The 23,144-nt window shown below is 69.8% G+C and carries 21 protein-coding genes, 1 tRNA gene, 1 other RNA gene and 1 pseudogene; 5 read left to right on the forward strand and 19 right to left on the reverse strand.

From position 1 onward, the window contains the following. Positions 1 to 285: 285 nt before the first annotated feature. The 6 genes from recR to ffs all read right to left on the reverse strand — a co-directional run bounded on the left by recR (position 286) and on the right by ffs (position 5,400). On the reverse strand, positions 286 to 879 hold the full coding sequence (recR, locus tag ACFP2T_RS05035; protein WP_377417682.1) for a recombination mediator RecR: 594 nt from the start codon (positions 877 to 879) through the stop codon (positions 286 to 288). An 8-nt stretch (positions 880 to 887) separates the two neighbouring features. After that, a complete protein-coding gene (locus tag ACFP2T_RS05040; RefSeq protein ID WP_377417938.1) occupies positions 888 to 1,196 on the reverse strand; it encodes a YbaB/EbfC family nucleoid-associated protein in 309 nt (102 codons plus the stop codon). Between the two features lie 116 nt (positions 1,197 to 1,312). Further along, positions 1,313 to 1,735: an RDD family protein gene (locus ACFP2T_RS05045; protein WP_377417684.1), complete on the reverse strand. Its 423-nt coding sequence runs from the start codon at positions 1,733 to 1,735 to the stop codon at positions 1,313 to 1,315. Between the two features lie 10 nt (positions 1,736 to 1,745). Continuing rightward, the gene (locus ACFP2T_RS05050; protein WP_377417686.1) at positions 1,746 to 2,177 is read right to left on the reverse strand and encodes a DUF2752 domain-containing protein; all 432 of its coding nucleotides are present in this window, start codon (positions 2,175 to 2,177) and stop codon (positions 1,746 to 1,748) included. A 333-nt stretch (positions 2,178 to 2,510) separates the two neighbouring features. Beyond that, a complete protein-coding gene (locus ACFP2T_RS05055) occupies positions 2,511 to 5,069 on the reverse strand; it encodes a DNA polymerase III subunit gamma and tau (RefSeq protein WP_377417688.1) in 2,559 nt (852 codons plus the stop codon). Positions 5,070 to 5,305: 236 nt separating this feature from the next. Then, positions 5,306 to 5,400, reverse strand: an RNA gene (gene ffs, locus ACFP2T_RS05060) — signal recognition particle sRNA small type. Between the two features lie 83 nt (positions 5,401 to 5,483). On the opposite strand from ffs, the gene ACFP2T_RS05065 reads away from it, so the two are divergent. Next, positions 5,484 to 5,568: transfer RNA gene (locus ACFP2T_RS05065), tRNA-Ser, on the forward strand. Positions 5,569 to 5,830: 262 nt separating this feature from the next. Here ACFP2T_RS05065 and ACFP2T_RS05070 read toward each other — a convergent pair. From ACFP2T_RS05070 to ACFP2T_RS05100, 7 genes are all read right to left on the reverse strand, one after another. Then, positions 5,831 to 6,826, reverse strand: a complete 996-nt coding sequence (locus tag ACFP2T_RS05070; RefSeq protein WP_377417690.1) for a hypothetical protein — start codon at positions 6,824 to 6,826, stop codon at positions 5,831 to 5,833. Between the two features lie 2 nt (positions 6,827 to 6,828). After that, positions 6,829 to 7,359, reverse strand: a complete 531-nt coding sequence (locus tag ACFP2T_RS05075) for a SigE family RNA polymerase sigma factor (protein ID WP_377417692.1) — start codon at positions 7,357 to 7,359, stop codon at positions 6,829 to 6,831. Positions 7,360 to 7,592: 233 nt separating this feature from the next. After that, a complete protein-coding gene (locus ACFP2T_RS05080) occupies positions 7,593 to 8,684 on the reverse strand; it encodes a PLP-dependent cysteine synthase family protein (protein ID WP_377417694.1) in 1,092 nt (363 codons plus the stop codon). Positions 8,685 to 8,870: 186 nt separating this feature from the next. Continuing rightward, positions 8,871 to 9,191 (reverse strand): MerR family transcriptional regulator, encoded by a 321-nt coding sequence (locus ACFP2T_RS05085; protein WP_377417696.1) that lies wholly within the window; start codon positions 9,189 to 9,191, stop codon positions 8,871 to 8,873. A gap of 630 nt (positions 9,192 to 9,821) precedes the next feature. Beyond that, complete coding sequence (locus tag ACFP2T_RS05090) at positions 9,822 to 10,691, reverse strand: hypothetical protein (protein ID WP_377417698.1); 870 nt, start codon at positions 10,689 to 10,691, stop codon at positions 9,822 to 9,824. A 277-nt stretch (positions 10,692 to 10,968) separates the two neighbouring features. After that, positions 10,969 to 12,264 carry a S8 family peptidase gene (locus ACFP2T_RS05095; RefSeq protein ID WP_377417700.1) on the reverse strand — a complete coding sequence of 432 codons (1,296 nt, stop codon included), beginning with the start codon at positions 12,262 to 12,264 and terminating at the stop codon, positions 10,969 to 10,971. A 124-nt stretch (positions 12,265 to 12,388) separates the two neighbouring features. Beyond that, entirely contained in the window at positions 12,389 to 14,743 is a 2,355-nt protein-coding gene (locus ACFP2T_RS05100) for a cation-translocating P-type ATPase (protein ID WP_377417702.1), read from the reverse strand. Between the two features lie 156 nt (positions 14,744 to 14,899). Here ACFP2T_RS05100 and ACFP2T_RS05105 point away from each other — a divergent pair, with 156 nt between their 5' ends. Further along, positions 14,900 to 16,498, forward strand: coding sequence for a sensor histidine kinase (locus ACFP2T_RS05105; RefSeq protein ID WP_377417704.1), 1,599 nt, complete (start codon positions 14,900 to 14,902; stop codon positions 16,496 to 16,498). A 39-nt stretch (positions 16,499 to 16,537) separates the two neighbouring features. On the opposite strand, the gene ACFP2T_RS05110 is transcribed toward ACFP2T_RS05105, so the two are convergent. Further along, positions 16,538 to 17,269: a hypothetical protein gene (locus ACFP2T_RS05110; RefSeq protein ID WP_377417706.1), complete on the reverse strand. Its 732-nt coding sequence runs from the start codon at positions 17,267 to 17,269 to the stop codon at positions 16,538 to 16,540. 88 nt (positions 17,270 to 17,357) lie between these two features. Here ACFP2T_RS05110 and ACFP2T_RS05115 point away from each other — a divergent pair, with 88 nt between their 5' ends. Next, complete coding sequence (locus ACFP2T_RS05115) at positions 17,358 to 17,894, forward strand: hypothetical protein (RefSeq protein WP_377417708.1); 537 nt, start codon at positions 17,358 to 17,360, stop codon at positions 17,892 to 17,894. A 55-nt stretch (positions 17,895 to 17,949) separates the two neighbouring features. Here the strand turns inward: ACFP2T_RS05115 and ACFP2T_RS05120 are convergent. Both ACFP2T_RS05120 and ACFP2T_RS05125 read right to left on the reverse strand, forming a co-directional pair. Further along, positions 17,950 to 18,267, reverse strand: a pseudogene (locus tag ACFP2T_RS05120) (VOC family protein); the annotation flags it as partial. Positions 18,268 to 18,379: 112 nt separating this feature from the next. Further along, complete coding sequence (locus ACFP2T_RS05125) at positions 18,380 to 18,757, reverse strand: helix-turn-helix domain-containing protein (RefSeq protein ID WP_377417710.1); 378 nt, start codon at positions 18,755 to 18,757, stop codon at positions 18,380 to 18,382. Positions 18,758 to 19,096: 339 nt separating this feature from the next. On the opposite strand from ACFP2T_RS05125, the gene ACFP2T_RS05130 reads away from it, so the two are divergent. Then, positions 19,097 to 19,735 carry a flavin reductase family protein gene (locus ACFP2T_RS05130; RefSeq protein ID WP_377417712.1) on the forward strand — a complete coding sequence of 213 codons (639 nt, stop codon included), beginning with the start codon at positions 19,097 to 19,099 and terminating at the stop codon, positions 19,733 to 19,735. A 37-nt stretch (positions 19,736 to 19,772) separates the two neighbouring features. On the opposite strand, the gene ACFP2T_RS05135 is transcribed toward ACFP2T_RS05130, so the two are convergent. Further along, on the reverse strand, positions 19,773 to 20,420 hold the full coding sequence (locus ACFP2T_RS05135) for a DoxX family membrane protein (RefSeq protein WP_377417714.1): 648 nt from the start codon (positions 20,418 to 20,420) through the stop codon (positions 19,773 to 19,775). Positions 20,421 to 21,109: 689 nt separating this feature from the next. Between ACFP2T_RS05135 and ACFP2T_RS05140 the strand changes: the two genes are divergently transcribed. After that, positions 21,110 to 21,805, forward strand: coding sequence for a DUF6082 family protein (locus ACFP2T_RS05140; RefSeq protein WP_377417716.1), 696 nt, complete (start codon positions 21,110 to 21,112; stop codon positions 21,803 to 21,805). A 12-nt stretch (positions 21,806 to 21,817) separates the two neighbouring features. On the opposite strand, the gene ACFP2T_RS05145 is transcribed toward ACFP2T_RS05140, so the two are convergent. After that, entirely contained in the window at positions 21,818 to 22,072 is a 255-nt protein-coding gene (locus ACFP2T_RS05145; RefSeq protein ID WP_377417718.1) for a DUF397 domain-containing protein, read from the reverse strand. A gap of 151 nt (positions 22,073 to 22,223) precedes the next feature. Further along, on the reverse strand, positions 22,224 to 22,901 hold the full coding sequence (locus ACFP2T_RS05150; protein ID WP_377417720.1) for an RlpA-like double-psi beta-barrel domain-containing protein: 678 nt from the start codon (positions 22,899 to 22,901) through the stop codon (positions 22,224 to 22,226). Between the last annotated feature and the right edge of the window lie 243 nt (positions 22,902 to 23,144).

The following is a 23,144-nucleotide window of genomic DNA, read 5'->3' on the forward strand; positions in this document are numbered from 1 at the left end:
ACGACAGAGCGTCGCGCATGGTCAACAATCGGATCATTTGTCCAGATCAGCCTATGCGAAGTTGTTACATGCCCCGTCGGTTTGATCAGCACCGATGTCAGACCCGCATCGACGCCCGCGACGGGTTCGTCCGCCGTCCACGATGGCGGGCTCGTCCGCCCTGCCGACGGCGGGTCTCTCGGCCGCTGGTCCGGATGCCGCGGCCGTGGCTGCCGCTGTGCCGCAGTCCCGGCTGCGCCCCGGTGCGGCTGCGGCTGCGATGCGGTTTTGCCGTTGCGGCTGCGGTCAGACGGCTCGGCGGCCCTCGAAGGCGCGGCCCAGGGTGATCTCGTCGGCGTACTCCAGATCGCCGCCGACCGGCAGGCCGCTGGCCAGCCGGGTCACCGCGATGCCCATCGGCTTGACCATCAGGGCCAGGTAGGTGGCGGTCGCCTCACCCTCGGTGTTCGGATCCGTGGCGAGGATCAGCTCGCGGACCGTACCGGTGCCGAGCCGAGCCAGCAGTTCCCGGATCCGCAGGTTGTCCGGGCCGATGCCCTCGAGCGGATTGATGGCACCGCCGAGCACGTGGTAGCGGCCCCGGAACTCCCCGGTCCGCTCGATCGCCACGACGTCTTTGGGCTCCTCGACAACACAGAGCACCTCGTCGGTACGACGCTGGTCGCGACAGACCCGGCACTGCTCGGACTCCGCGACGTTGTAACAGGTGGTGCAGAACCGCACCAGTTCCTTCACCCGGCGCAGCGCGGTCGCGAGCCGGGTGACGTCGGTCGGGTCGGCGGAGAGAACATGGAAGGCGATCCGCTGGGCGCTCTTCGGGCCAACCCCCGGCAGCCGCCCCAACTCGTCGATCAGATCCTGGATGGCACCCTCGTACACGGGGTGGCTCAGAAACCGGGCAGGCCGAGGCCGCCCATGCCGCCGGTGACCGGGCCCATCTTCTCCTCGGTCAGCTTCCGCACCTCGTCGTGAGCGTTGTGTACGGCCGCCAGCACAAGATCTTCGAGAGTCTCGACGTCCTCCGGGTCGACCGCCTTCGGGTCGATCTTCACCGCCTTGACCTCACCGGCGCCGGAGATGGTCACCGTGACCAGCCCGCCACCGGCGGTGCCGGTCAGCTCCGCCTCGGCCAGCTCCGCCTGCGCGGTGGCGATCTGCTGCTGCATCTTCTGCGCCTGCTTCATCATCTGCTGCAGGTTGGGCTGTCCACCCGGGCGCACGGCGACTCCTCGGTTGCGGAAACTGGTCAGTGCCAGCCTAGTCCGGCCGGCCCCGGGCGGCTCGACTGCCCGTGACCGGCCGGCGGGTCGAATCAGGCCGAGACGACGACGGTCTTCATGATCTTGTCGGCGATGGTCTGCTTCTTGGCGTCCCAGAGCGGGAAGAGGTAGCCGATGTAGCAGATGATGCTGTCGACGAAGTGCGCGATCTCCCGCACGAACGCCTTCCCCATGCCGATCGGCTGGCCGCTGGCCTCGTCGATCAGCGAGATGCCGAGGGCCTTCTTGCCCCAGCTCTGGCCGGTCTTCCCGGCCAGGTACCACCGGTTGTAGGCGCTGACCAGCAACCCGAGCAGCAGGAAGACGTAGTAGAGCGGGCCGGGGCCGTCGACCTGCCCCGTTTCCGCGTCCACGCCCGAGCCGTTGAAGATGAAGGCGAGGATGCTGAACGGAAGGACGACCAGCCCGTCGATGAGTGCGGCGCCGACGCGGCTGCCCCAGTGGGCGTAGTTCAAGGGGTACTCCTTAGAAGGATGGTGCTGACTGAAGGGGATTCGGCTCGGTCACACCGAGCCGGTGTAACTGGAACAACCAGCTCGCCAGGGCGAGCAGGCCAGCGCCCCATCCCGTACGACGCCGGGCCCGGACCGACCAGGCGATCGGTGGCGGTATCGCACCGATCACCCGCAGCCCGAACAACGGCATCGCGACGACCGCGACCGCCGCCAGACCCAGGATCAGCGGATTCGCCGTCACCGCACCGACGAGATCGCCCCGGACCAGGGCGATCGCCGCCGTGGTCAGGCCGCAACCGGGGCACGGCACCCCGGTCAACTCCCGCAACGGGCACGGCACGGTCAGACCCGTCGTGTCGGTCATCGACGGCCAGATCGCCGCCGCCAGGGCTACGCCCAGACCGAACATCCCGAGCCGCTCGGGCACCGAGAGTTCGCGCATGCCGCACTCTCACAGATCAGAAGGATGGGCGACCGATGTTAGATGATGATCGATTGATCAACTGTCCCATTTGCGGTCAGATGCTGAAAGCAGACAGATAGGTTCCTGTGAACGTTTGACCATCGGGTCGAGGCCGGGCCGGCCGGCCGGCGTCGGCCGTACGCCTCGGTCGCCTGACCGTTGAGGGACCGGCCGGCACCGTTGAGGGACCGGCCGACACCATTGAGCGACTGGTCAAACACCGTTGAGCGACCGGTCAACAGCTCACCGGCCCCAACCCCCTGCGGGCAACTCCACCCGGAATCCTCCAGATCGGACGGACCGGGCGGGGCGTTACTTGACGTCCACCTCGCCGATGCGCTCGGCGCCCAGGGCCTGCTGGAGCAACTGCACCGCCTGCTGCTCGCTGCTCTGCCGGGCGGTGCGCTCGTCGATCACCTCATCGAGCGGTTCGTCACCCGGATCGAAGCCCTCGTAGCTGACGGAGGTTGGCGGCGGGCCGTCGTACTCGGGGTCGTAGGGCGGCTCGCCGGCCCACTCACGGTCCGCCGTCCGGTCCGGGGTGACGGCGGGACGGGGCCCACGTCCGGCCGCCGCCGCCCGCGCCGCCGCGAGGCCGGACCCGACCGCCGCTCCACCGCCGGCACGGCCACCACCGGTCGCCTCGGCACCGTTGCCGGACACCCCGTCGGCGCCGCCGCCCGCACCGCCGTTGCCTCCGCCCGCACCACCGTTACTTCCGCCCACACCGCCGGTGCTTCCGGCCGAGTGTCCGCCACCGGCGGCCGGGCCACCGTTGCCGGCGACGCGCGCCGAGGCTGGGGCGCCGCCCGGCGTACCCGTCGGGTTGGCGCCCGAAGTTCCGCCGGCACCGCCCGGTGGGGTCGGCTCCGGCCAGTCCTCGTCGGCCGACGCCGTCGGTGCGACACCACCCGGTCGGGCCGGTTCAGGCCAGTCCTCGTCGTCTCCCCCGGATGGCGTACCACCCGCGTTCGCGGCGTCGGCCGTGCTCTCCCGGCCTCCCGCCATTCCCTGGGAGGCGGCGCCGGACGCTGCCGAACCGGCAGCACCGCTGACACGGGCCGGTGAGCTGTTCGCCGCCGGTCGGGACGACGCGGACGGGGCCGGGGCGGGGCCACGGTTCTCGCCGGCCACCTCGCAGCGGATCTGCCAGCGCCCGCCGAACTCCTCGTAGAGGGCGTCGGTGAGCACACTGGAGGCATTGGCCAACATCTGTGCGAGCACCGGTGACTTCACGGTCAGCACCAGGGTGTCGCCGTCGAGGTCCCGCACCACCGCGTCCCGCATCAGGGCGGCGATCCGCTTGTTGGTCCGGTTGACCATGCCGACCACGTCGCCCCAGACCCGCCGTACCGCGACGGCGTCCAACGCGCCCGCCGGCTCCGTACCGGCCGGCACCGGATCCGGTGTGGCCGGATCGGGCATCACCGCCTCCGGGGAGACCGGCCGCCGAGCCGGCTGAGGCGGCTGAGGCGGGGCCGGTGGGTCCACGGCCGCCACGGCCGCCGCCGGGCCCGACGCTGGTCCGGCAGCCGCGCGTACGTCCGCTCCGGCCGGCGAAACCGGCCCGGCGCCCGACGGGCCACCTGCCGTACCCGATGAGTCGCTCGCGGCGGCGGATGGTGCCGGCGGTGCCGGTGCCCGGCCGGAACTGGCCGCCGGGGCCGGGGGCAGGGGCGGAATCGGGGCAGCAGCCATCGGCTCGCCGGAGAGCGTCAGCCGGCGTTCCATGCGTTCGAGCCGCTGCAACAGGCTGCCGGTGGAGTCCTCCGCGCCGGGTAGCAGCATCCGGGCACAGATCAGCTCCAGCAGCAGCCGCGGGGCGGTCGTACCCCGCATCTCGACCAGCCCGTTGTGCACGATGTCGGCACAGCGGGACAGCGTCGCCGGGCCGAGCCGTTCGGCCTGGATCGCCATCCGTTCGATCTGGTCGGCCGGGCCGTCGATCAGCCCCTTGGCGGCCGCATCGGGCACCTGTTGAATGACGATCAGATCCCGCAGCCGTTCCAGCAGGTCGGAGGCGAACCGGCGCGGATCGTGCCCGGCCTCGGCGACCCGGTCGACGGTGGCGTACGCGGCGGCACCGTCACCGGCCGCCAGCGCGTCGCACATCTCGTCGATCAGGGCCGCGTCGGTGACGCCGAGCAGGGCGACCGCGCGGGCGTAGCTGACCCCCTCGGGGCCGGCTCCGGCGATGAGCTGGTCGAGCACCGACAGCGAATCCCGGGCGCTGCCGCCACCGGCCCGGACGACCAGCGGGAAGACCGCCGGCTCGATCTTGACCCCCTCCGCCGAGGCGAGCTGCTCCAGGTACGGCCGCAGCACGCCCGGCGGAATCAGCCGGAACGGGTAGTGGTGGGTCCGGGACTTGATCGTGCCGAGGACCTTCTCCGGCTCGGTGGTGGCGAAGATGAACTTGACGTACTCCGGCGGTTCCTCGACCAGCTTGAGCAGGGCGTTGAAGCCCTGCGTCGAGACCATGTGCGCCTCGTCGATGACGTAGATCTTGAACCGGCTGCTGGCCGGGGCGAAGAACGCGCGTTCGCGCAGCTCACGGGCGTCGTCCACGCCACCGTGGCTGGCCGCGTCGATCTCGATGACGTCGATCGAGCCGGCCCCGTCGGTGGCCAGACTCTTGCAGGAGCCACAGACGCCGCAGGGCTCCGGCGTCGGCCCCTGCTCGCAGTTGAGCGAGCGGGCCAGGATCCGGGCGCTGGAGGTCTTGCCACAACCCCGGGGACCGGAGAAGAGGTACGCGTGGTTCAACCGCCCGCTGCGCAGCGCCTGCGACAACGGCTCGGTGACGTGCTCCTGGCCGATCACCTCGGCGAACGTGCGGGGCCGGTACTTGCGGTAGAGCGCCAGTGCCACCCGTCCCGCCTCCTCTCGACCGGGCCATTCTCCACCCGTCGCCACGCTGCCGAGTGCCAGGTTGTCACGCGCGCCTGACGATTTCCACGTCGATCATGCGAGGTTCGGGCGAGCCCGACCACAGTCCGGACGAATCAGGTCGATCATGGGAAGGGCGACTGACGACCGACGGGTACGCTCGCCCGGCGCAGCCGACTCCGGCCGGCCAGGGAAGGTTCCGGTGCTGGTCAGGGAAGAACAAGGCCCCCCGTGCACCCGCCAGAGCTCGCTTATCCTTGCTGCCTTCCGGCCCTGGGGAGGTTCACGAGATGGGCGCCGCACGGGGGGTGCCGCCAAGTCTACCCGGTGCCCCGACCGATCTTCAGGGGGACCGGCGGGGTGGGCCATCGGCAGCGAGCCTGTATCCTGTCCGACGGAGGATTCGCCTAGAGGCCTAGGGCGCACGCTTGGAAAGCGTGTTGGGTTTACACCCTCACGAGTTCGAATCTCGTATCCTCCGCTCGTCTGAGCAGCGTAAACGCCCGGCAGGTCCGCAAGGAACCCGCCGGGCGTTCGTCTTGTGGTCTTCCTCGGCCGCTACGAGCGCTCCCGTCGCGTCGTCAGGGTCCGGTCCGTGTCCTGCTCGGCAGGCTGCTTCCCAGATCTGCCGGCTCGTCCTTTTCGAAGGTGGCGCCTTCGGTCGGTAGAGGCCGGCACCGGAGGGACGACGCGAGGACGCCAGGGCCGGCGGACGGGCCGGCCCTGGCGTCAGTCGGTGGAGGTCAGAACTTGCCGTTGGCCACGTCCGCCAGGGTCACCCGGGTCACCGTGTAGTTGACGGTCACGCCCACGCCGTCGGAGACGTACCTGATCGGCAGGCCGGTGTCGGCGTTGATGGTCAGGGTGTCCGCACCGCCGCCGGTGATCAGCGCGCCGGCGGCAAGGGTGAGCACCGGCTGGCCGTCGATGGTGGCCTGCTTCACCTCGACCTCGGGCATCTGCCCCAGCAGCCGCACCACCCCGGCGCGAACCGTCGGGCTGCCGGCGCCCGCCTTCAGCGCGTCGATCGAGTTTCCCCAGACCCAGTTGTCGGTCCGGTTGCCCACGCTGGACGCGTCCTGGCCGGTGGCCTTGAGCTTCTCGGCGATCTTACCGTCGATCGCGGGCTTGGCACCGGGCGCGTCGAGGGGGAACGGCTTCGAGCCCTCCGCAAGGTACGCGTGCGCCATCCTCTTGCGGGCCTCGTTCAGGTCGCCCTTGGCCGCGTACTCCGCCGCCGCGACCGCCTTCTTCCTCCCGGCCTCGTCCTCGCCGCCCGTCGCGTGCTTCCCCTTCACCTGTGCCGGGAGGGCACCGCGGGTCTTGCCGAAGTAGAGGTCGCCGTTGTCGGCGAACAGGTCCCAGACAACGACCTTGAGGCCGTTCGTGTAAACCTGGTCGCGCAGCACGAGCGTCGCGTCGCCCTCCGGCTGCGGGGCGGCGGTCAGATTGCCGACCAACTTCACCAGCGGGGCCTCCTCGGCGGTCGCACCGCTGGTCGCCGTCGACTTCGGGTCGGCGAGGTTGGGCGCCGGAGTACCGGTACCGGTGCCGGCGGTGACCACGGCGATCGCGGCGATCGCGGCGAAGCTGGTGCCGGCGGTCGCGCGCCACGCCAGGCGGCGGTGCCGCAGCTTCCGTCCGCGGCTCTCGATCTGCTCGAGGTCGGGCGCGTACGGCCGGTCCCCGACGATGCCCTGCAGTGTCGCGCTCAGACGTGCCTCGGTGTCGTAGGACATGGTCAGATGTCTCCTCGGTTCAGTACGGACTTGAGCTTGATCAACGCCCGGCTCGTCTGGCTCTTGACGGTGCCCTCGCTGCACCCGAGGACCGCCGCGGTTTCCCGCTCGCTGAGCCCCTCGAGGAACCGCAGGACGACGGTCGCCCGCTGCCGCCTGGGCAGCGACTGCAACGCCTGGAGCAGTTCGGCACGGTTCACCACCTCGTCGGACATGTCCGCGACGGTGATGTCGGTCATGTCGGCCTCGGGATGCACGGTGATGTTCCGGTTCCGGCGCCAACTGCGTCGCGACTCGTTGATCAGGATGCGTCGCACGTACGCGGACGGGCTGTCGGCCCGCTGGACCTTGCGCCAGTGGCTGTACGCCTTCGCCAGGGTTTCCTGGACAAGGTCGTCGGCCAGGTACCAGTCCCCGCACAGCAGGTACGCCGTGCGGTGCAACGATGCGGCGATCCCCTGGACGAAAACCCGAAAATCGTGCTCCGCGCCACTCGCCGTCCCGGCCGGTCGGTGCTTCATTACGGTCGTCACATGGGGGAAGACACCCGTATGGGCGGGGACGTTGTCAACGGATTCCGACCTTTCTCGGGCTCGGCACGCCTGGCGCTCTCAGCGCACCACGCCCGGCGCTCCGAGAGCCCGGGTTCGCCGGTTCTCAACCGACCCGATCGGGCCTCGCCAGCCCCGACACGCTGGGTGACGGGTGCGGTACCGTACGGCGGCCAGCCGGGTCCGTGAACAGACAACCCGGCAACTGACCTCCGCTAGGCGCCGCGCCGAGGTGGCAGCCAGCGGCCACCGGCGAGAAAGTTCTCGATCACCGTGGCGTACGGGGCCGGGTCGAGGTTCTTGCCGGCGGCCCACCCGTCGTCGTGGTACGTACGCAGGTGCCGGTCGGCGGCGTCGCCCACCAGCGACACCACCGAGCCCTCGACCCCCCGGTCCCGCAGTTCGGCGACCAGGTGCAGGGCTCCCCACAGGTTCGTCCCGGTGGCCCCGCCGACCGCCAGCCCGGTACGCGCCCGTACCACTCGGGCGGCGGCGACGCTGGCGGCATCGGGGACCGGGATCACGAGGTCGACCAGGGAGGGCACGAAGCCCGGCTCCATCCGGGGCCGACCGATGCCCTCGATCCGCGACGGCATCCCGGTGGCGTAGTCGGCGGCACCGGTTGCCCAGCCTGGAAAGTAGGCGGAGTTCTCCGGGTCGACGACCGCCAGCCTGCTCGGCAGACCGTGGTACCGGATGTGCCGGCCCAGCGACGCCGAGGTGGCACCCGTACCCGCTCCGACCACGACCCACTGCGGATCGTCTCCGGCAGCCTCCCGATGCTGGTCGAAGAGTTCACCGGCCAGGCTGTCCCCGCGCCAGTCGATGGCACGCTCGGCCCAGGTGAACTGGTCGAGGTAGTGACCGCCGGCCTCGGCCGCCAGGCGCTGGGCCGCCTCATAGATCGCCAGTGGCGGCATGACGAACTCGCACCGCCCGCCCAGCGCCTCGACGGCGGCGGCCCGAGCCGGCTCGGCCCTGCCCGGCATCACCGCGAGGTACGGCAGGCCGAGCAGTCGGGCGAAGTACGCCTGTGCCACGGCGGCGTTGCCTCCGGTGGCCTCCACGACCGTCATGCCTTCGGTGATCCGGCCGGACGCGACGGCGTACCGGAACATCGCCCGCGCCACGCGGTGCTTGACGCTCCCGGTGGGTTGCGCGGACTCGTCCTTCAGGTACAGCGCGACACCCCACTCGGGTGACAGCCGAAACGGCACCAGCCGGGTCGGTCCCACCTGCTCGGACTCGGCGGTCAGCCGGCCGATGGCCCATGCCGCCCATCGCGTGGAGTGTTCGCTGTCTGCCACGCCGACCATGGAACCAGGTCCGGCGTGACCCGGCACGCCCGGCCGGCGGTCGTCTCCCACGGAGTTGCCCGGCGGGTCCTCGGAGCCGTCGGGCGTCGACCCTGTGGGTGTCGGTCAAGGTGTCCACGCCGGAGATCCACCTCGGCAGGAGCCCGACCGGATTTCGCTACGGGCGACGGCCCCCAGCTATCCGTCGGCCGGATCCCGCTGCCGCAGCTGCTCGTTGAGCCGCAGGGCTTCCTGTAGCTGGTCTTCTAGGATGATGATGCGGCAGGCGGCCTCCAGGGCCGTGCCCTGGTCGACCAGCTCGCGGGCCCGGGCGGCCAGCCGAAGCTGGTAACGGGAATAGCGGCGGTGGCCGCCCGCCGAGCGCTGCGGCTCGATCAGCTTCGCCTCGCCGAGGCTGCGTAGGAACCCCGGCGTGGTTCCGAGAATTTCCGCTGCCCGCCCCATGGTGTAGGCGGGGTAGTCCTCGTCATCAAGAAACGCGTTCGCGTCTTGGCCCATCTAGCCTCCACATACGAGGGCCCCGGTGCGGGTGCACCGGGGCCCAGGGTTTTGGGTCTTAACACCATCTACCGACGTTGTCGTCGGCTTGTCGTATCCGCACCGACCGCGAGAAGCGGCTGATGGTGCGAGGATCGCATAATCGTGACCGGAGACCACCTTTCGTTCCGATGGGACTACGGTGTCCGCTCCGCACGCAACCGTGGGTAGCGGGCGATCCAACGGTGTGAGGCCCTCCCTTTCCTCTGCTTCCACTGTCACTTTCACTTCGCGTCCGTCACTGCCGGAGCCCCTTGCAACCTCGTGGCCCCGTGCACTTGCGACGGACCGTCCTGCCGGCCGGAGGCCGGATGATGCACGGCTCCGGCGCGTCCACCCGTCGTGTCCTCACGGCCGGGCGGTGTACGTCTGCGTCTTTGGTGACCCTGCTTCTCCCTACGAGAGAGAACGTTAGCCCCTCGGGTACCGAATGTCTACCGCAACCACGATAGATTTTGTGCTTCGGTGACCCAAGCAGGGCTAGCAGCCCGGTGGCACCCGGATCGCCGCAACGGCCAGGCAGACGGGTGAGCGTACGAACGGATCCCCGCCCGCCACGAACGGCGAACGGGGATCCTGCATCGGTGACGGTCAGGCGCAGACGGCGTAGGCGCGTACGCCCCAGTTGCCGGCGAAGCCGTTCTCGTCCTCCATCCCGGTCACGGTGACCGAGGTCGTCGAGGCGGCGAGGACTCCTGTCATCCGGACCTGGCCCGCGCCACCCTCGATCTCCCCGCCGACGCCGTGCACCCGCTTGCCTGCCGGGCAGATGGCGGTGTTGGTCTTGACGTCGGTCGAGTCGAGCAGGCCGAACGGCCCCGCCACCCGTTCCAGGCTGGCCGGCGGCGTCACGCAGATCGCCTTGGCGGTGATGCTCCAGTTCGCGGCGTGGCCGTTCGCGTCCTCGGCGCCGGTCACCGTGACGCTGCCCAGGTCGGCGTCCGGACGCAACTCCTCCAGGATCACCTGGCCGAGGCCGCCGGACAGCTCGCCACCGACGCCGATCGCCTTCTTCCCGGCCGTGCAGGGCAGGGTGACCGACTTGTTGGTCGAGTTGTCCGGAGAGAACATCGTCTTGGTCTCCAGGCCGGCGGGAGCCGGGGCGCAGAGCGATGTGGTGGTGATCGACCAGTTTCCGGCGAACCCGTTGTCGTCCTCCCGACCGGTCACCGAGTAGGCGCTCCCGTCGGACAACGGCAGCATGGTGTCCATCACGACCTGGCCCGAGGCCGTGTTGATCCGGCCGCCGCCGCCGAGCACGGTGGTCCCGGGCGGGCACTGCGCGTTCGTCGTCTTCCAGTCGCTGTCGATGGGTCCGGTGCTCTGGACCCGGACCAGGCCGGGCACCGCCTGCGCCGGCGCGACCACCATCAGTTGGCCCGCCAGGACCGCCGCGGCGGCCAGGTTCACACCGGCCAGGATCCGCCGGGTACGCGCGGCACCATTCTGTCGTACGTTCATCGGGCAGCCTCTCCTCTTTCGCCTCTTCGGTAATCGGGTCGCCCGTACTGTCAATTCGGTGACAGTTCTGTCGCGCTCGACGTTACAGCGGTTGACCCTGCTCCGACCTGGGGTTCTCCCGGCCAGGAAAGACGTTACGAGAAACGCTCTACAGTCGACTCACCAATTCGTGCCAGGGTGACGGAGAGCAAAAATGCCCGGAATCGGCACCGCCGGAAATGGTACGGGAGCCGCCCCGAAGACGAGGCGACTCCCGTATTGACCGGCCGGAATAGGGTCAGCCGACGTACAGCAGCAGGTTGGCGGTGTTCTCGTAAATCCAGTCCAGCCGGTCCGGGGTGGCCGTCTCGACGAGTTCGTCGCGTACCTGGGCCGGCGTCCAGCCCGGATGCACGGCGAGCAGCAGCGCCGCCGCCCCGGCCACGTGCGGGCTCGCCATCGACGTACCGCTGCGGTAGAACTGCTGCGTGTCGCTGGCGTGTCCGGCGGAGACGATGTTCAGCCCCGGCGCGAACAGGTCGACGCAGGGTCCCTGGTTGGTGCTGGGCCAGGTTCCGTCGTCCTCCTCCGAGGCGCCGACCGTGATCGCCTGCGGCAACCGGGCCGGCGTCTTCGCACAGGCGTCACTGCTGTTGTTGCCGGCCGACACCGCGTACGTGATGCCCTCGTCGATGGAGTTGGCGATGGCGTTCTCCAGCGTTCCGCCGGGATCCGACGTGGCCGTGTAGCCGAGGCTCAGGTTGGCCACGGCCGGTGCGACGGCGTTGGCGGTGATCCAGTCGACCGCCGCGACCACCGTGGCGAGGTCCCCGGCGCCGATGCAGTCGAAGACCCGTACGGCGACCAGGGTGCTTTCCTTCGCCACCCCGTACGCGGCGCCGCCGATCGTTCCGGCGACGTGCGTGCCGTGTCCGTTGCAGTCGTCGGCGGCTCCCCCGTCGACGAGGTCGATCCCCTGGACCGCCCGCCCGCCGAAGTCCTGGTGCGTCATCCGGATCCCGGTGTCGACGACGTACGCGTGCACGCCCTCACCCCCGTTCGACGGGTACGTGTAGGAGCTGCTCAGCGGCAGGTCCCGCTGGTCAATCCGGTCGAGTCCCCAGGATGGCGGGTTCGGCTGGGTGTCGTCGAGCGTCACGACCTGGTTCTGCTCGACGTACGCGACGGCCGGGTCGGCGGCGATCTTCCTGGCCACCGCCGCACTGCCGTTCACCGAGAAGCCGCGCAACGCGGACGTGTACTGGTGGCCGACGACTCCGCCGTACCGCCGGGTGAAGTCCCGGGCGGTCTGACCGACGGCCGCGCGGGCCGCACCGGTGTCCTTCAACACCACCAGGTAGCTGTCGGGAATCGCCGTGGGGGCACCGGCACTGCGGATCCCGCCCGCCGTGCCGGAGCCCACCGCCCCGCCCCCACCCGCCCCGGAACCCGCCCCGGCGCCCGACGCGGAATTCGGCTCGGAATTCGACGCGGCCGATGCCGGACCGGCCACTCCGACCCCGAGCCCGACGACCAACGCGACGACCAGCCCGACGGCGACGCCGGACGTCCCGGACCGACCTCGATTGTCCATCGACGATCTCATCTCCCCGTGTCCCCCTTCTATCGGGTCCCGTTACGGCCCCCCGTGGACCGTTCGCCGGAACCCGTCGACGCGAGGCTACATTTCGATAGATCTAGATGGAACGAGGTCCCGATCACCGGGCCACGCGGGGCCGGAACCCGGCCCGGATCAGCTCCAGCAGCAACCCGGCGACGACCGCCAGCGCCACCGCCATCCCCGGTGCGGTCGTTCCGACCAGGCTCAACTGGAAGAACTCCTGGAGGAACGGCACCAGCAGCACGACCGCGAACGCCGTACCCATCGCCGCGACGAGCAGGATCCGCCACCAGGTGTACGGGCGGGCGATGATGGCCACCGCCCAGAGCCCGACCAGGAACAGGGTCAGCGTCGCGGCCGAGGTTTCTGCCGCCAGGTCGCCGCCGTAGACACTCCGGGCGAAGAGGTACGACGTGATCGTCGCCGCCATCGCCACGAGCCCGCCCGGTACGGCGAACCGCAGCACCCGGCCGACGAAGCCGGGCCGGGCCCGTTCGTTGTTGGGCGCGAGCGCCAGGAAGAACGCCGGAATGCCGATGGTCAGCGACGAGATGATGGTCAGGTGCCGGGGCAGGAACGGGTACGGCACCTGGCTCAGCACCACGATGATGGCGAGCAGCACCGAGTAGACGGTCTTGGTCAGGAAGAGGTTCGCGACCCGCTCGATGTTGCCGATCACCCGTCGGCCCTCGGCGACTACCGCCGGCAGCGCGCCGAAGTTGTTGTCCAGCAGCACGATCTGGGCCACCGCCCGGCTGGCCGGGCTGCCCGAGCCCATCGCCACCCCGATGTCGGCGTCCTTCAGCGCGAGTACGTCGTTGACCCCGTCGCCGGTCATCGCCACGGTGTGTCCCCGGGCCTGGAGTGCCGCGACCATGTCCCGTTTCTGCTGCGGCCCGACCCGACCGAACACCGTGTGCCGGTCCACGGCCTCGGCAAGCTCCGCCGGATCGGTGGGCAACTCCCGGGCATCGACCGGATCCTCCGCCCCGGGCAGGCCGAGGCTACGGGCGACCGCACCCACCGACAGCGCGTTGTCCCCGGAGATGACCTTCACCGCGACCCCCTGCTCGGCGAAGTACCGCAGCGTCCGCGCCGCCTCCCCCCGCACCCGCTGCCCCAGCACCACCAACGCCACCGGATGTAAGGAAGGGCCCCTTGTTATCGCTTTTTGTAGAAGAAGGGCCCCCTCTTCACACCCCTGCCGGGCGAGCAGGAGCACGCGCAGTCCTTGGGCGCCGTAGGCGTCGGCTTCGGTGAGGACCGGGTGGGCGGCAGGCAGCAGTACGTCTGGAGCGCCGAGCCGCCAGTCGGCGGTGTCCCCGGACGGGTCGGTGAGGGTGGCGCCGCTCCATTTCCGGGCGGACGAGAACGGGGTCCGGTCCCCGACGGTCCAGCCACCCGGCGCCGGGTACGCGTCGACGATCGCCCGCAGGCTGGCGTTCGGTCGCTCGTCGGCCGCGCCGAGCATGCCCAGCACCTCCGCCACCGGGGCGTCCTGGTCGAGGTGGCGTACCTCGGTCACGTCCATGGCGGTGTCGGTGAGGGTTCCGGTCTTGTCCAGGCAGACGACGCTGACCCGGGCCAGCCCTTCGATCGCCGGCAACTCCTGCACGAGGCAGCGCCGCCGGCCGAGCCGGATCACCCCGACCGCGAAGGCCACCGAGGTGAGCAGCACCAGTCCTTCCGGCACCATCGGGACCAGGCCGGCGACCATCCGTCGGACGGCCTCGGGCAGGTTGTCCGAGTTGACCAGGTACTGGCTGATGATCAGGGCCAGTCCGGTCGGGATGATCAGCCAGGTCACGAACCGCAGGATGGTGTTGAGGCCGCCGCGCAGTTCCGAGTTGACCAGGGTGAACCGGCTGGCCTCCTCGGCGAGCCGGGCCGCGTACGCCGCCCGGCCGACCTTGGTCGCGGTGAACGCCCCGCTGCCGGCGGTGACGAAGCTGCCGGAGAGCAGGGGATCTCCGGCCTGCTTGACCACCGGATCGGCCTCTCCGGTCAGCAGCGACTCGTCGACCTCCAACTGCTCCGCCTCGGTGACCACCCCGTCAACTGCGATCTGGTCGCCGGGTCCCAACTCGATCAGGTCGTCCAGTACGAGGTCGGCGGCGGCCACCTCGACGGCGTGCCCGTCCCGGCGGACCACCGGACGGGCCGCGCCGACGATCGCCAGCCGGTCCAGGGTCCGTTTGGCGCGCAGTTCCTGGATCACGCCGATCAGCGTGTTGGCGATGATCACGCCGCCGAAGAGCGCGTCCTGGATCGGGCCGACGGCGAGGATCACCCCGAACAGCACGCCCATGATGGCGTTGATCCGGGTGAACAGGTTCGCCTTGACGATCTCCCCGACGCTCCGCCCCGACCGGACCGGTACGTCGTTCACCTGGCCGGTCGCGATCCGTTCGGCGACCTGGGCCGTACTCAGCCCGGCTTGCACTGTCAGCATGCGGTCGAAGATACGAATTCGGCCCCGTCGGCCGATGCGCCCGATGGTCGACCCCGGACCCTGACCTTTCTCAGGGTCGCCGCGGGCCATTTTTCCGGGTACCCGGACGCCGTTCCCCGGTCGCCGACGCCCGCTCGGCACCGTAGCGTCGGAACGGTGCGGCGCGTGGTCACGGACATCCTGCTCTGGGCACCGCTCTCCGTCCTGGTTGGATTCTCCTGGACCGGCCACCGGGCGTACCCGTTGTGGCTTCTGCTCCTCGGGCTGGCGGCCTGGGCCGGCGCGGTGGCGGTCAGCCGCCGGGCCCCGGTGGTCCCGCTCCTCGTCGTGGTCGGGCTCTGTGCCCTGGACGGCAACTACTCGTTCGGCCTGCCGCTGGTCAGCTACCTGCTCGGGCGGCGGATGGCCAGCATCTGGCCGGCGGCGGCGAGCTTCTCCGGGCTGGCGCTGGTCGGCACCCCGGTGGTACTGGCCCAGTACGACTTCATCAGCTGGGCGACGCAGGTCGGTGCGCTGATCTACGCCGGGCTGTTTCCCTGGCTGCTGGGCAGGTACCGGCGCCAGCAGCGTGAGCTGCTCGCCGCCGGCTGGGAACAGGCCGAGCAGTTGGAGCGTGAGCAGCGGATCCTGGCCCGGGAGGTACGGCTGCGCGAGCGGGCCCGGATAGCCGAGGACATGCACGACTCGCTCGGGCACGAGTTGAGCCTGCTGGCGCTCCGGGCCGGCGCGCTGGAACTCACCGCCGGGCTCGACGAGCAGACCCGCGCGGTGGCCGGACAGTTGCGGGCGGGCGCGGCAGCGGCCACCGGGCAGCTCCGGGAGGTGGTCGACGTGCTCCGGGACGATCCACCCGCCGAGGCGCCGGTCCCGCCGGCCGGGGAGAGCGTCGCCGAACTCGTGCGCCGGGCCGGCGCGGCGGGCATGCCGGTGGAACTGCACCGGGAGGAACCGTCGGAGCCGTTGCCGGCGCTGGTGGACCGGGCCGTCCATCGGGTGGTGCAGGAGGCGCTGACCAACGCCAACAAGCACGCCCCGGGCGCCGCGACCACCGTGCGGCTCGGCTCCGACGACGGCGGGACGGTGCTGGTGAGCGTCGTGAACGCCCGGCCGGCGACCGGCCCCGGGTCCGGAGCCACGACCGGGGCCACGACTGGGGCCATGACTGGGATCGGGACCAAGACCGGGACAGCGACCCGGACCGCGTCCGGCATCGGTCGCGGCGGGCGTGGCGGACGTGGGCTGGTCGGGCTTCGTGAGCGGGTACGGCTGGCCGGCGGCACCCTGCACGCCGGCGAGCGGGACGGCGGCTTCGAGGTCGTCGCGCGGCTGCCCAGCCGGGCCGGGCGGACCGGTCCACCGAGTCCGGAGCCCACCTCGGCGGTGGACCGGCGTCGGCTGGTCCACCGGGAGGCCCGGCGCGGACTGGTCGGCGCGGCGATGGTGCTGACCACCCTCGCGGTGACGCTGGGCGGCACGGCGCTCGGCTACTACCTCTACGCGACCAGCAGTTCGGTGCTCAGTCCGGCGGCGTACGCGGGGCTGGAAGTGGGGCAGAACTGGACCGTGGTGGCCCCGCTGCTGCCCAGCCGGGAGGCACTCGAACCGCCCGATCCGGATCCGTTGCCGAAGCCGGCCGGCGCACAGTGCCGGTACTACCGCTCGCACGGCGACGTTCTACAGCCCCGGTTCGACGTCTACCGGATCTGCGCGGCGGACGGACGGCTGGTGGCGAAGGACGTACTCACGTCGTCCTGACCGGTCCTCCGGTCAGTCGTCCCGACCCGCGTTCTCCGATCAGCGATGCTGGAGCCATACGTTCGGTTCGACGTATACGCCCTGGTCGGTGGCGCGGTCGATGTGCAGGACGCTCAGCCCGTCCGGGATGACGAAGTCGCCGGAGTCGGGGAACGTCATCCCGGTCCAGCTCTGCCACTGCGCGACGGTGCCGGTGATGACCTGCGACCGGGGAGCCGTCGCCACCATCCGGGCGCCGAGCCGGTAGTGGGTACGGATCCACGGGTCGAACGGGGATCCGTCCGGCCGGGTCCAGCCGGCGTAGCGGTCGATCGGGGTGAGCGGGTAGCGGGACTTCAGGGTCGGGCGGACGGGGCAGATCACCCGGGGCCACGCGGCTTGCCCGGCGAGTTCGCGGAGCGCCCCGAGCAGTTTGCCGGCGAGGCCCTGGCCCTGACGGTCGCCACGGACGGCGGCGGCGAGGATGGCCAGCGTGTCGGGCTGCTGCCCGGCGTCGTACGCGGCGAGGGCCCGGGCCAGTGAGTCGTTGTATCCCGCGGGAAGGTCGTCGACCTCGCCGCTCCAGCACAGCGGCACCGCCCAGCCCGCCGCCACGATCTCGTCGCCGTCGAGCAGTACGACCTCCAGTTCGGCGAAGAGTTCGCGGACCCGGCCGAGATGCCGGGCGGTCTCCTGATCGTGGAAGACGAATTCGGGCCAGCCGGCGGTGAGCCAGGCCAACTGGTCTGCCGGTCGTGGTCGTGCGTGCAGCGGCTGCGCGACGATCGTCATGGCGTCGATTCTGCTGTGGAGCCAGCGGTACGACCCCGACGAATCGGACGAATCACGGATAAACTACTCTGTGTGCCCGGAGGGTGACATGGAGGCACGGAAAATCGTACGAATCGCCGCGGTGCTGGTGGCTGCCACCATCGCGGTCTGCCACGCGTACCGGACGGGGTCCGACGAGCCGCCGTCGACCCCGGCCTCGGGGCCGAACATCCTCAACCTGCGGGGCGTACGCAACGTCGAGTTCGGCGACACCGAACAGGAACTGCTGCGACGGGGCCAGTTGCATGCCGAGCCGGATCTGGCCTGCGGATCGAGCCTCACCGACCCGTCGGCGGTCAGCCCGGTCTTCGCCGACGACCGGCTGGTGCTGCTCTGGGCCAGCCCACCGGTGAAGACCCCGGAGGGCGTCACCGCGGGTACCCCGGTCGAGCAGGTACGGGCCGCCTACCCGGCCGCCACCCGGTTGACCGCGCCACCGGGGACGTACCGGTTCGACGGGCTGCTCGCCCGGCAGGGCGACCGGGCGTACCTGTTCCTGCACGACGGGCGGACGGTCCGGAAGACCGTCGCCGGGTACGCCCACTACGCGCAGCAGTTGTTCGACGAGGGCTTCGGCACCTGTTGAGGAGAACGGCGTCGAGGAGGCGCCAGCTCGGCTGCCTGAGCCCGAGCAGGGTGCCGGCCGGGTCGCGCACGTAGGCCAGGTGTCCCTGGCCCGGGATGCTGTGGCGGTCACCGACAGCCGATCCGCCGGCCCCGGTCACCGCCTCGATCGTCCGGTCGAGGTCGTCGACCTCGATCCACGGAATCGCCGGCTGGGAATGGAGGTCGGCGCTGAGTACGGCGCCGTCGATCCCGGCACCGGCACCGGTGTCCGCCAGGTGGTAGCCCGGCATGAACGGGGACATCTCGAAGCGCCAGCCGAAGGCGGTGGCGTAGAACGCCGTCGCCTGCTCGACGTCAGCGGCGGTGAATTCGACGTGGATGAGCCGACCCATCAGTACTTCCTTCCCGTTGGCCTGTCGACTCCGACGATGCCCGCCCGCCTCCCGATGGTCTTGTACGAATCTTCCCCACCGTCGTCCCCCCGAGACCCGGGACCCGTGCGGCTCAACGGAGCGGGGGCGGTTCGGTGTGCATCAGCTGGGCGATTCCGTGCTCGATCCGGCGGAAGGTCCCGGCGCTGACCCCGGTGAAGCGCTTGAAGTCCCGGGCCGCGTGTGCCTGGTCGTAGTAACCGTGCGGGCTGGCCAGCAGCGCCGCCGAGTTTCCGGGGCCGCCGCCGAGCAGCCCGCCGACGAAGTGGTAGTACCGGACGATCTCGCCGAACCGCTTCGGAGACAACCCGAGCCGACCGGCGAAGAGTCGGTACAACGCCCGGTAGCCCACCCCGATCCTGACGGCGAGTTCGGCCACTTCGAGCTGGCCGCGCGACTCCTCGATGGCCGCGACCGCCGTACGCAGCCGGGTCAGGTCCGGCTCGGACATCGGGGTTACCCGGTCGGTCAGAAACTCGGCGAGGCATCCGGCCGTTGGGAATCAGGATCTCCCGGATCGGCTCCGACCGGCCGGGCGACTCGATCATCCAGAAGTGTTCGACGTGCTCGCGCAGTGCCGGCGGCGGCGGGAATCGCGCATACCGGGACTGGCTCGGATCGACCCCGTCCATGCCCCACCTGCCCTCCTCCGTACCGCCGGCTCGGCGACAGCTTCCACCACAGCACATCGGGGCGTTGGTCCGGTGCCGCTCCGATCGGTCGACCCGCGCGCAGCGCGATGTCCGATGGCCGCCAGCATTCCCCGTCCGGTGCCGGCGAGAGTTGACGCATGCACATCGTCCCAGGGCTCAAGGTGTTGTACTTCGGCACTCCAGTGGTGCTGATCAGCTCACGCAACTCCGACGGCAGCGCGAACCTCGCGCCGATGTCCTCCGCCTGGTGGCTCAACCAGTCGGCCATGCTCGGCCTGGGCAACAGCGGCCAGACGACGGCGAACCTGCTGCGCGAGCGCGAATGCGTACTCAACCTGCCCTCGTCGTCGATGGTCGACGCCGTCGACCGGATCGCCCTCACCACCGGAAAGCGGGCCGTACCGGAGCACAAGGTACGCCAGGGCTACCGGTACGAGCCGGACAAGTTCTCGGCCGCGGGCCTGACCGAGCGGGCCTCGGAACTGGTCCGGCCACCCCGGGTCGCGGAGTGTCCGATCCAGTTGGAGTGCCGGGTCCGCTCGGCGCACCCGTTCGGCGGCCCCGCCCCGGAGTGCACCGCCTTCGAGGTGGAGGTGCTACGCGCCCACGTCGACGAGCGTCTCGTCATCCCCGGTACGCACTATGTGGACCCGGTCGGCTGGGATCCGCTGATCATGAAGTTCTGCGAGTTCTTCGGCGGTGGCCGGAACGTGCACCCGTCGAGACTCGCCGAGGGCTGGAACATGCCGCACCAACTGCCGACGGTCCCCGCCTGACCGCGCAGCGCGAACTCTCCGGTCAACTCGAACCTGCTCAACTCGAACCTGCTCGGCCGCCAGGACCGCCGGCCGTCGGACCCGAAACCGAATCGCCGTCGTCACTCGGATCGCCGGCTCCGTGCCGGTCGCCGGCCGGACCCGACGTGTGGTCCAGCCGGGGTGTCGCCAACACCAGACCCGCCGAGATGAGGATCAGGTTCTTGACCACGAATTCTCCGGTCATCGTCAGGACCAGCGGGTTGCCGCCGAGAAAGGCCACCTCGGGCTGGATCACGAGCACCAGGAAGGTACCGGCCAGATGCCCGATCATCAATAGGACGACCAGGCCCGTCCAACGTCCGATAATTAGCGCCACCCCGAGGATGAACTCGAAGAGTCCCAGGGCCGGCACGATCTGGTCACCCGGAAGAAATGGCAGGGTGTTGGCCACCAACTCCGCCACGGGTGTCACATTGGTGGCCTTCAATGCGCCAAACCAGATGAACACCAGCCCAAGAGACACCCGCAGCAGCCCCAGGCTGCTCCTGTCAACCGCTCTACGCAGCACGAACAGTCGGCCACGAGGTGCCGGCCCGACACCGAACCGCCTCGCGACCGACCGCCTCGCCGCCTCCGCCCGCCTGGCTAGCGTAACCACGACCACTCCCTTTGGTACCGATGGATGCAGCAGCCAGCCCACCACGGAGCCGACCTGACAGATTTCGCCGCCCGGCCCGATTCAGGACGCCGGGCACGAGGCCAACGCATTTACATTGACATATGTCTTTGCCCCTGTAAAGCAATCGGCCTTTATTGGAACCGGTAAAGACAGATCGGAAATTACCCTTGGGGGCACACAAACGCCGGCACCCATTGGAACGACAGCCGAGCGGGACCGATCGTCCAGCCAGTCCCCGGACCACCGCCGTTGCTGTCGAACCGGTCCAGATCGTCGATGAGCCGGCGATCGGGACGGCGAGGGACCGGTCCGCTCCGTTCGACGGTCAGCCCGGCCCAGGACGGGCCACCGGCGCGCTCGTCCGTCATCGCGCGGACGACCCGCCGACCTTCCCGAATCTCCGGTAGGCCAGAGCATCCCCGGCAACCGCCGATGCCGCCGCCCGATTTCTCTGGCCATCCCTGTCACGGTGACGGGGCCACGGTAGGCCGGGCCGCCCACGGGAAGTGAGTCCGGATGGCGGCATGCCGGCGCGCGACTATGACGTACAAACGAAATGGAAATTCCACGGATTGACGGATCAAGGCTCGGAACGAACGTACCGTTCACCCACGCCTGTGAGTGAACATGCATGACTACAGAGTCATCGGAGAAGAGGGGGCAAAATTGTCAGACTGGCCGTAGCCGGCCGCAGTCAGCGGAGGAGTCACCGGATGGCGCTTCGAAGGCCCCAGCCCCTGAACGACCTGGGTCGCAGACTCGTTCGGCCAGTGCTGCTCGCTGTATCGACGGTCCTCCTCATTGGAGCACTCCTGGTCGCCACGGTGTCCCCGGTCATCATAGACGCGCTCTATCGGGGTGAACGCGATTTCTCAAGAGCCAGCAACATAGGACAGGCCTACGGGGCCGCGTCCGCCCTATTGGCGGCACTCGCCCTCACGGTCGTTTCCGCCTCTCTGGTGGTCCAGTACAGCCAGTTCAGATACGAACGCCTGCAGACCGTCTACCAGCACACGGAGGACCTCGTGAAGCTTGCCATCGAGAACCCTCAGTACTGCCAATGCTGGGGATCCCGGATGTCTCCGGAGCACGTGGACGAAAGGTTGTTCTACTACTGCAGCCTCGTCATCAAATCGTGGACGCGGGCCTGGGAGCGGGGCGGCCTCACGGAACGGGAGGCGCGCAACTTCCTGAAGTCATTCTTCGACAGCGAGGTTCCTCGGCTATTCTGGCAACGCCATGGAGACTGGCATCTCTACCGGAAGGCCCGTACCCGGGCCGGCCGCTTCATGGTTCTCGTCAATGAGGAGTACCTGATCGCCATCAAATCCGGGCCTCCGTCACGTTCGCACGAACCCGCCCCACACATCGGTCGGCCCGGCGGTCGAGGAACGCAGAGAACAGAATGATGCCACCGCGACCTAGCCGCGTGCGGCAGCTGAGCGTTCGAAAACTCCGGCCTTCACTCCGGATATCAGGTTCCGCCACACGCTTCCGGGCAACAGGAGAACGTCGGCGGGATGCCGGGAGTTTCGCAAGGCAATGACATCAGTCGCAGAGGCGACCTCGACGCAATGATGCTCGGTGACGCACCGTGAACTGCGACGCCAAGCTGATTGATTAAGACCCGTCCGGTCGGAGGCCACCGATTGATTCCCCTCTCCCGCCGCAAACACTGGCCAGCCGAAGTCTGCCGCCCAAGGGACCGTAGCAGAGACAGTGCGCCGTTTTGCCGTAAATCAGCACATAAACGGACATTACCTACCATCACAGCGACCCTGGGCCGTCCGTGGTGGACGGCCCAGGGTGCCGGCGGTGCGGTGCCGGTCAGCCGATCCGCTCGACCACTGGCCGCCGGATCACGAACTTGCCGGCCTCCCGGACCTGCTCGAACGCCGCGTTGTTGAGCAGGACGCAACTCCCCGAAGGGCTGGTCACCTTGACCGTGATGCTCTTTTTGTTGTCCAGGTTCGTGACTCTGAGCGTGGTACCGATCGGGAACGTCCCGCTGGACGCCGCCGGTGCGGCATCCTCGTTGAACAGGGTCACGGTCGACCCCTGGCAGACGACGTTCCCGGCCGGCTCGGCCCCGCCGCCGGAGTCGGCGGGCGGCGCCTTCGGCGGTGCGGCCGGCGGCTCGGCCGCGGGCGGCTTCGCGGCGGGCGGGGCGGCGGGCGGCGCCTTGGTCGGCTCGGCCGCCGGCGGCGGCGCGGGTGCGTCCGCGCGGACGTCGGCGGTGCAGCCGGCCGTTGCGCGACGCTGCTGGATCAGGTCGACCACGGCCTGCCGGTTGGCGATCCGCGCCTCCGACTGGGCGTCCGGGTTGGCCTGCTGGCCTGCGATGAAGTTCAGGTTGTTGCGCAGCGCGGTGTCCAGGCCGGCACAGTTCTCGCCCGCGTTGCCGAGTCCGGTGCCGACGGCCAACGCGCCGCCGAGCAGGGCCGTCGCCGCCGCGCCCAGGAAGATCTTCCGCGCCCGGCCACTCGTCCTGCTTCGCCTGTACATGCACCGCTCCCTCGATCGTCCGCTGCCGGTTGCAGCTACCGATCGGTACGGAAGCGGGATCCCAGTGGATCAGTTCAGATTCCTAAATATTCTTTAAGTCCGGCGCCCGTCCACATCGGACCGACGTTGGAGCCGGCATGACAGTGCGCGAACGGCTCTTGACCGTACGACATCGACGGCCCTACCTTTCACGTCATCGGAAACTTTCCTAACGAATACTGTCGCTCCAAACCCCCGTCAGGA

Origin of the sequence: Plantactinospora solaniradicis (genome assembly GCF_042658085.1) — a bacterium.
Lineage (GTDB): Bacteria > Actinomycetota > Actinomycetes > Mycobacteriales > Micromonosporaceae > Plantactinospora > Plantactinospora solaniradicis.

What these genes read in the sequence shown, in the direction of transcription:
- ACFP2T_RS05050 (WP_377417686.1), bottom strand. Translation starts at nt 2,177, where the DNA reads ATGCGCGAACTCTCGGTGCCCGAGCGGCTCGGGATGTTCGGTCTGGGC.
- ACFP2T_RS05070 (WP_377417690.1), bottom strand. Translation starts at nt 6,826, where the DNA reads ATGTCCTACGACACCGAGGCACGTCTGAGCGCGACACTGCAGGGCATC.
- ACFP2T_RS05085 (WP_377417696.1), bottom strand. Translation starts at nt 9,191, where the DNA reads ATGGGCCAAGACGCGAACGCGTTTCTTGATGACGAGGACTACCCCGCC.
- ACFP2T_RS05090 (WP_377417698.1), bottom strand. Translation starts at nt 10,691, where the DNA reads ATGAACGTACGACAGAATGGTGCCGCGCGTACCCGGCGGATCCTGGCC.
- ACFP2T_RS05095 (WP_377417700.1), bottom strand. Translation starts at nt 12,264, where the DNA reads ATGGACAATCGAGGTCGGTCCGGGACGTCCGGCGTCGCCGTCGGGCTG.
- ACFP2T_RS05100 (WP_377417702.1), bottom strand. Translation starts at nt 14,743, where the DNA reads ATGCTGACAGTGCAAGCCGGGCTGAGTACGGCCCAGGTCGCCGAACGG.
- ACFP2T_RS05110 (WP_377417706.1), bottom strand. Translation starts at nt 17,269, where the DNA reads ATGACGATCGTCGCGCAGCCGCTGCACGCACGACCACGACCGGCAGAC.
- ACFP2T_RS05115 (WP_377417708.1), top strand. Translation starts at nt 17,358, where the DNA reads ATGGAGGCACGGAAAATCGTACGAATCGCCGCGGTGCTGGTGGCTGCC.
- ACFP2T_RS05125 (WP_377417710.1), bottom strand. Translation starts at nt 18,757, where the DNA reads ATGTCCGAGCCGGACCTGACCCGGCTGCGTACGGCGGTCGCGGCCATC.
- ACFP2T_RS05130 (WP_377417712.1), top strand. Translation starts at nt 19,097, where the DNA reads ATGCACATCGTCCCAGGGCTCAAGGTGTTGTACTTCGGCACTCCAGTG.
- ACFP2T_RS05140 (WP_377417716.1), top strand. Translation starts at nt 21,110, where the DNA reads ATGGCGCTTCGAAGGCCCCAGCCCCTGAACGACCTGGGTCGCAGACTC.
- ACFP2T_RS05150 (WP_377417720.1), bottom strand. Translation starts at nt 22,901, where the DNA reads ATGTACAGGCGAAGCAGGACGAGTGGCCGGGCGCGGAAGATCTTCCTG.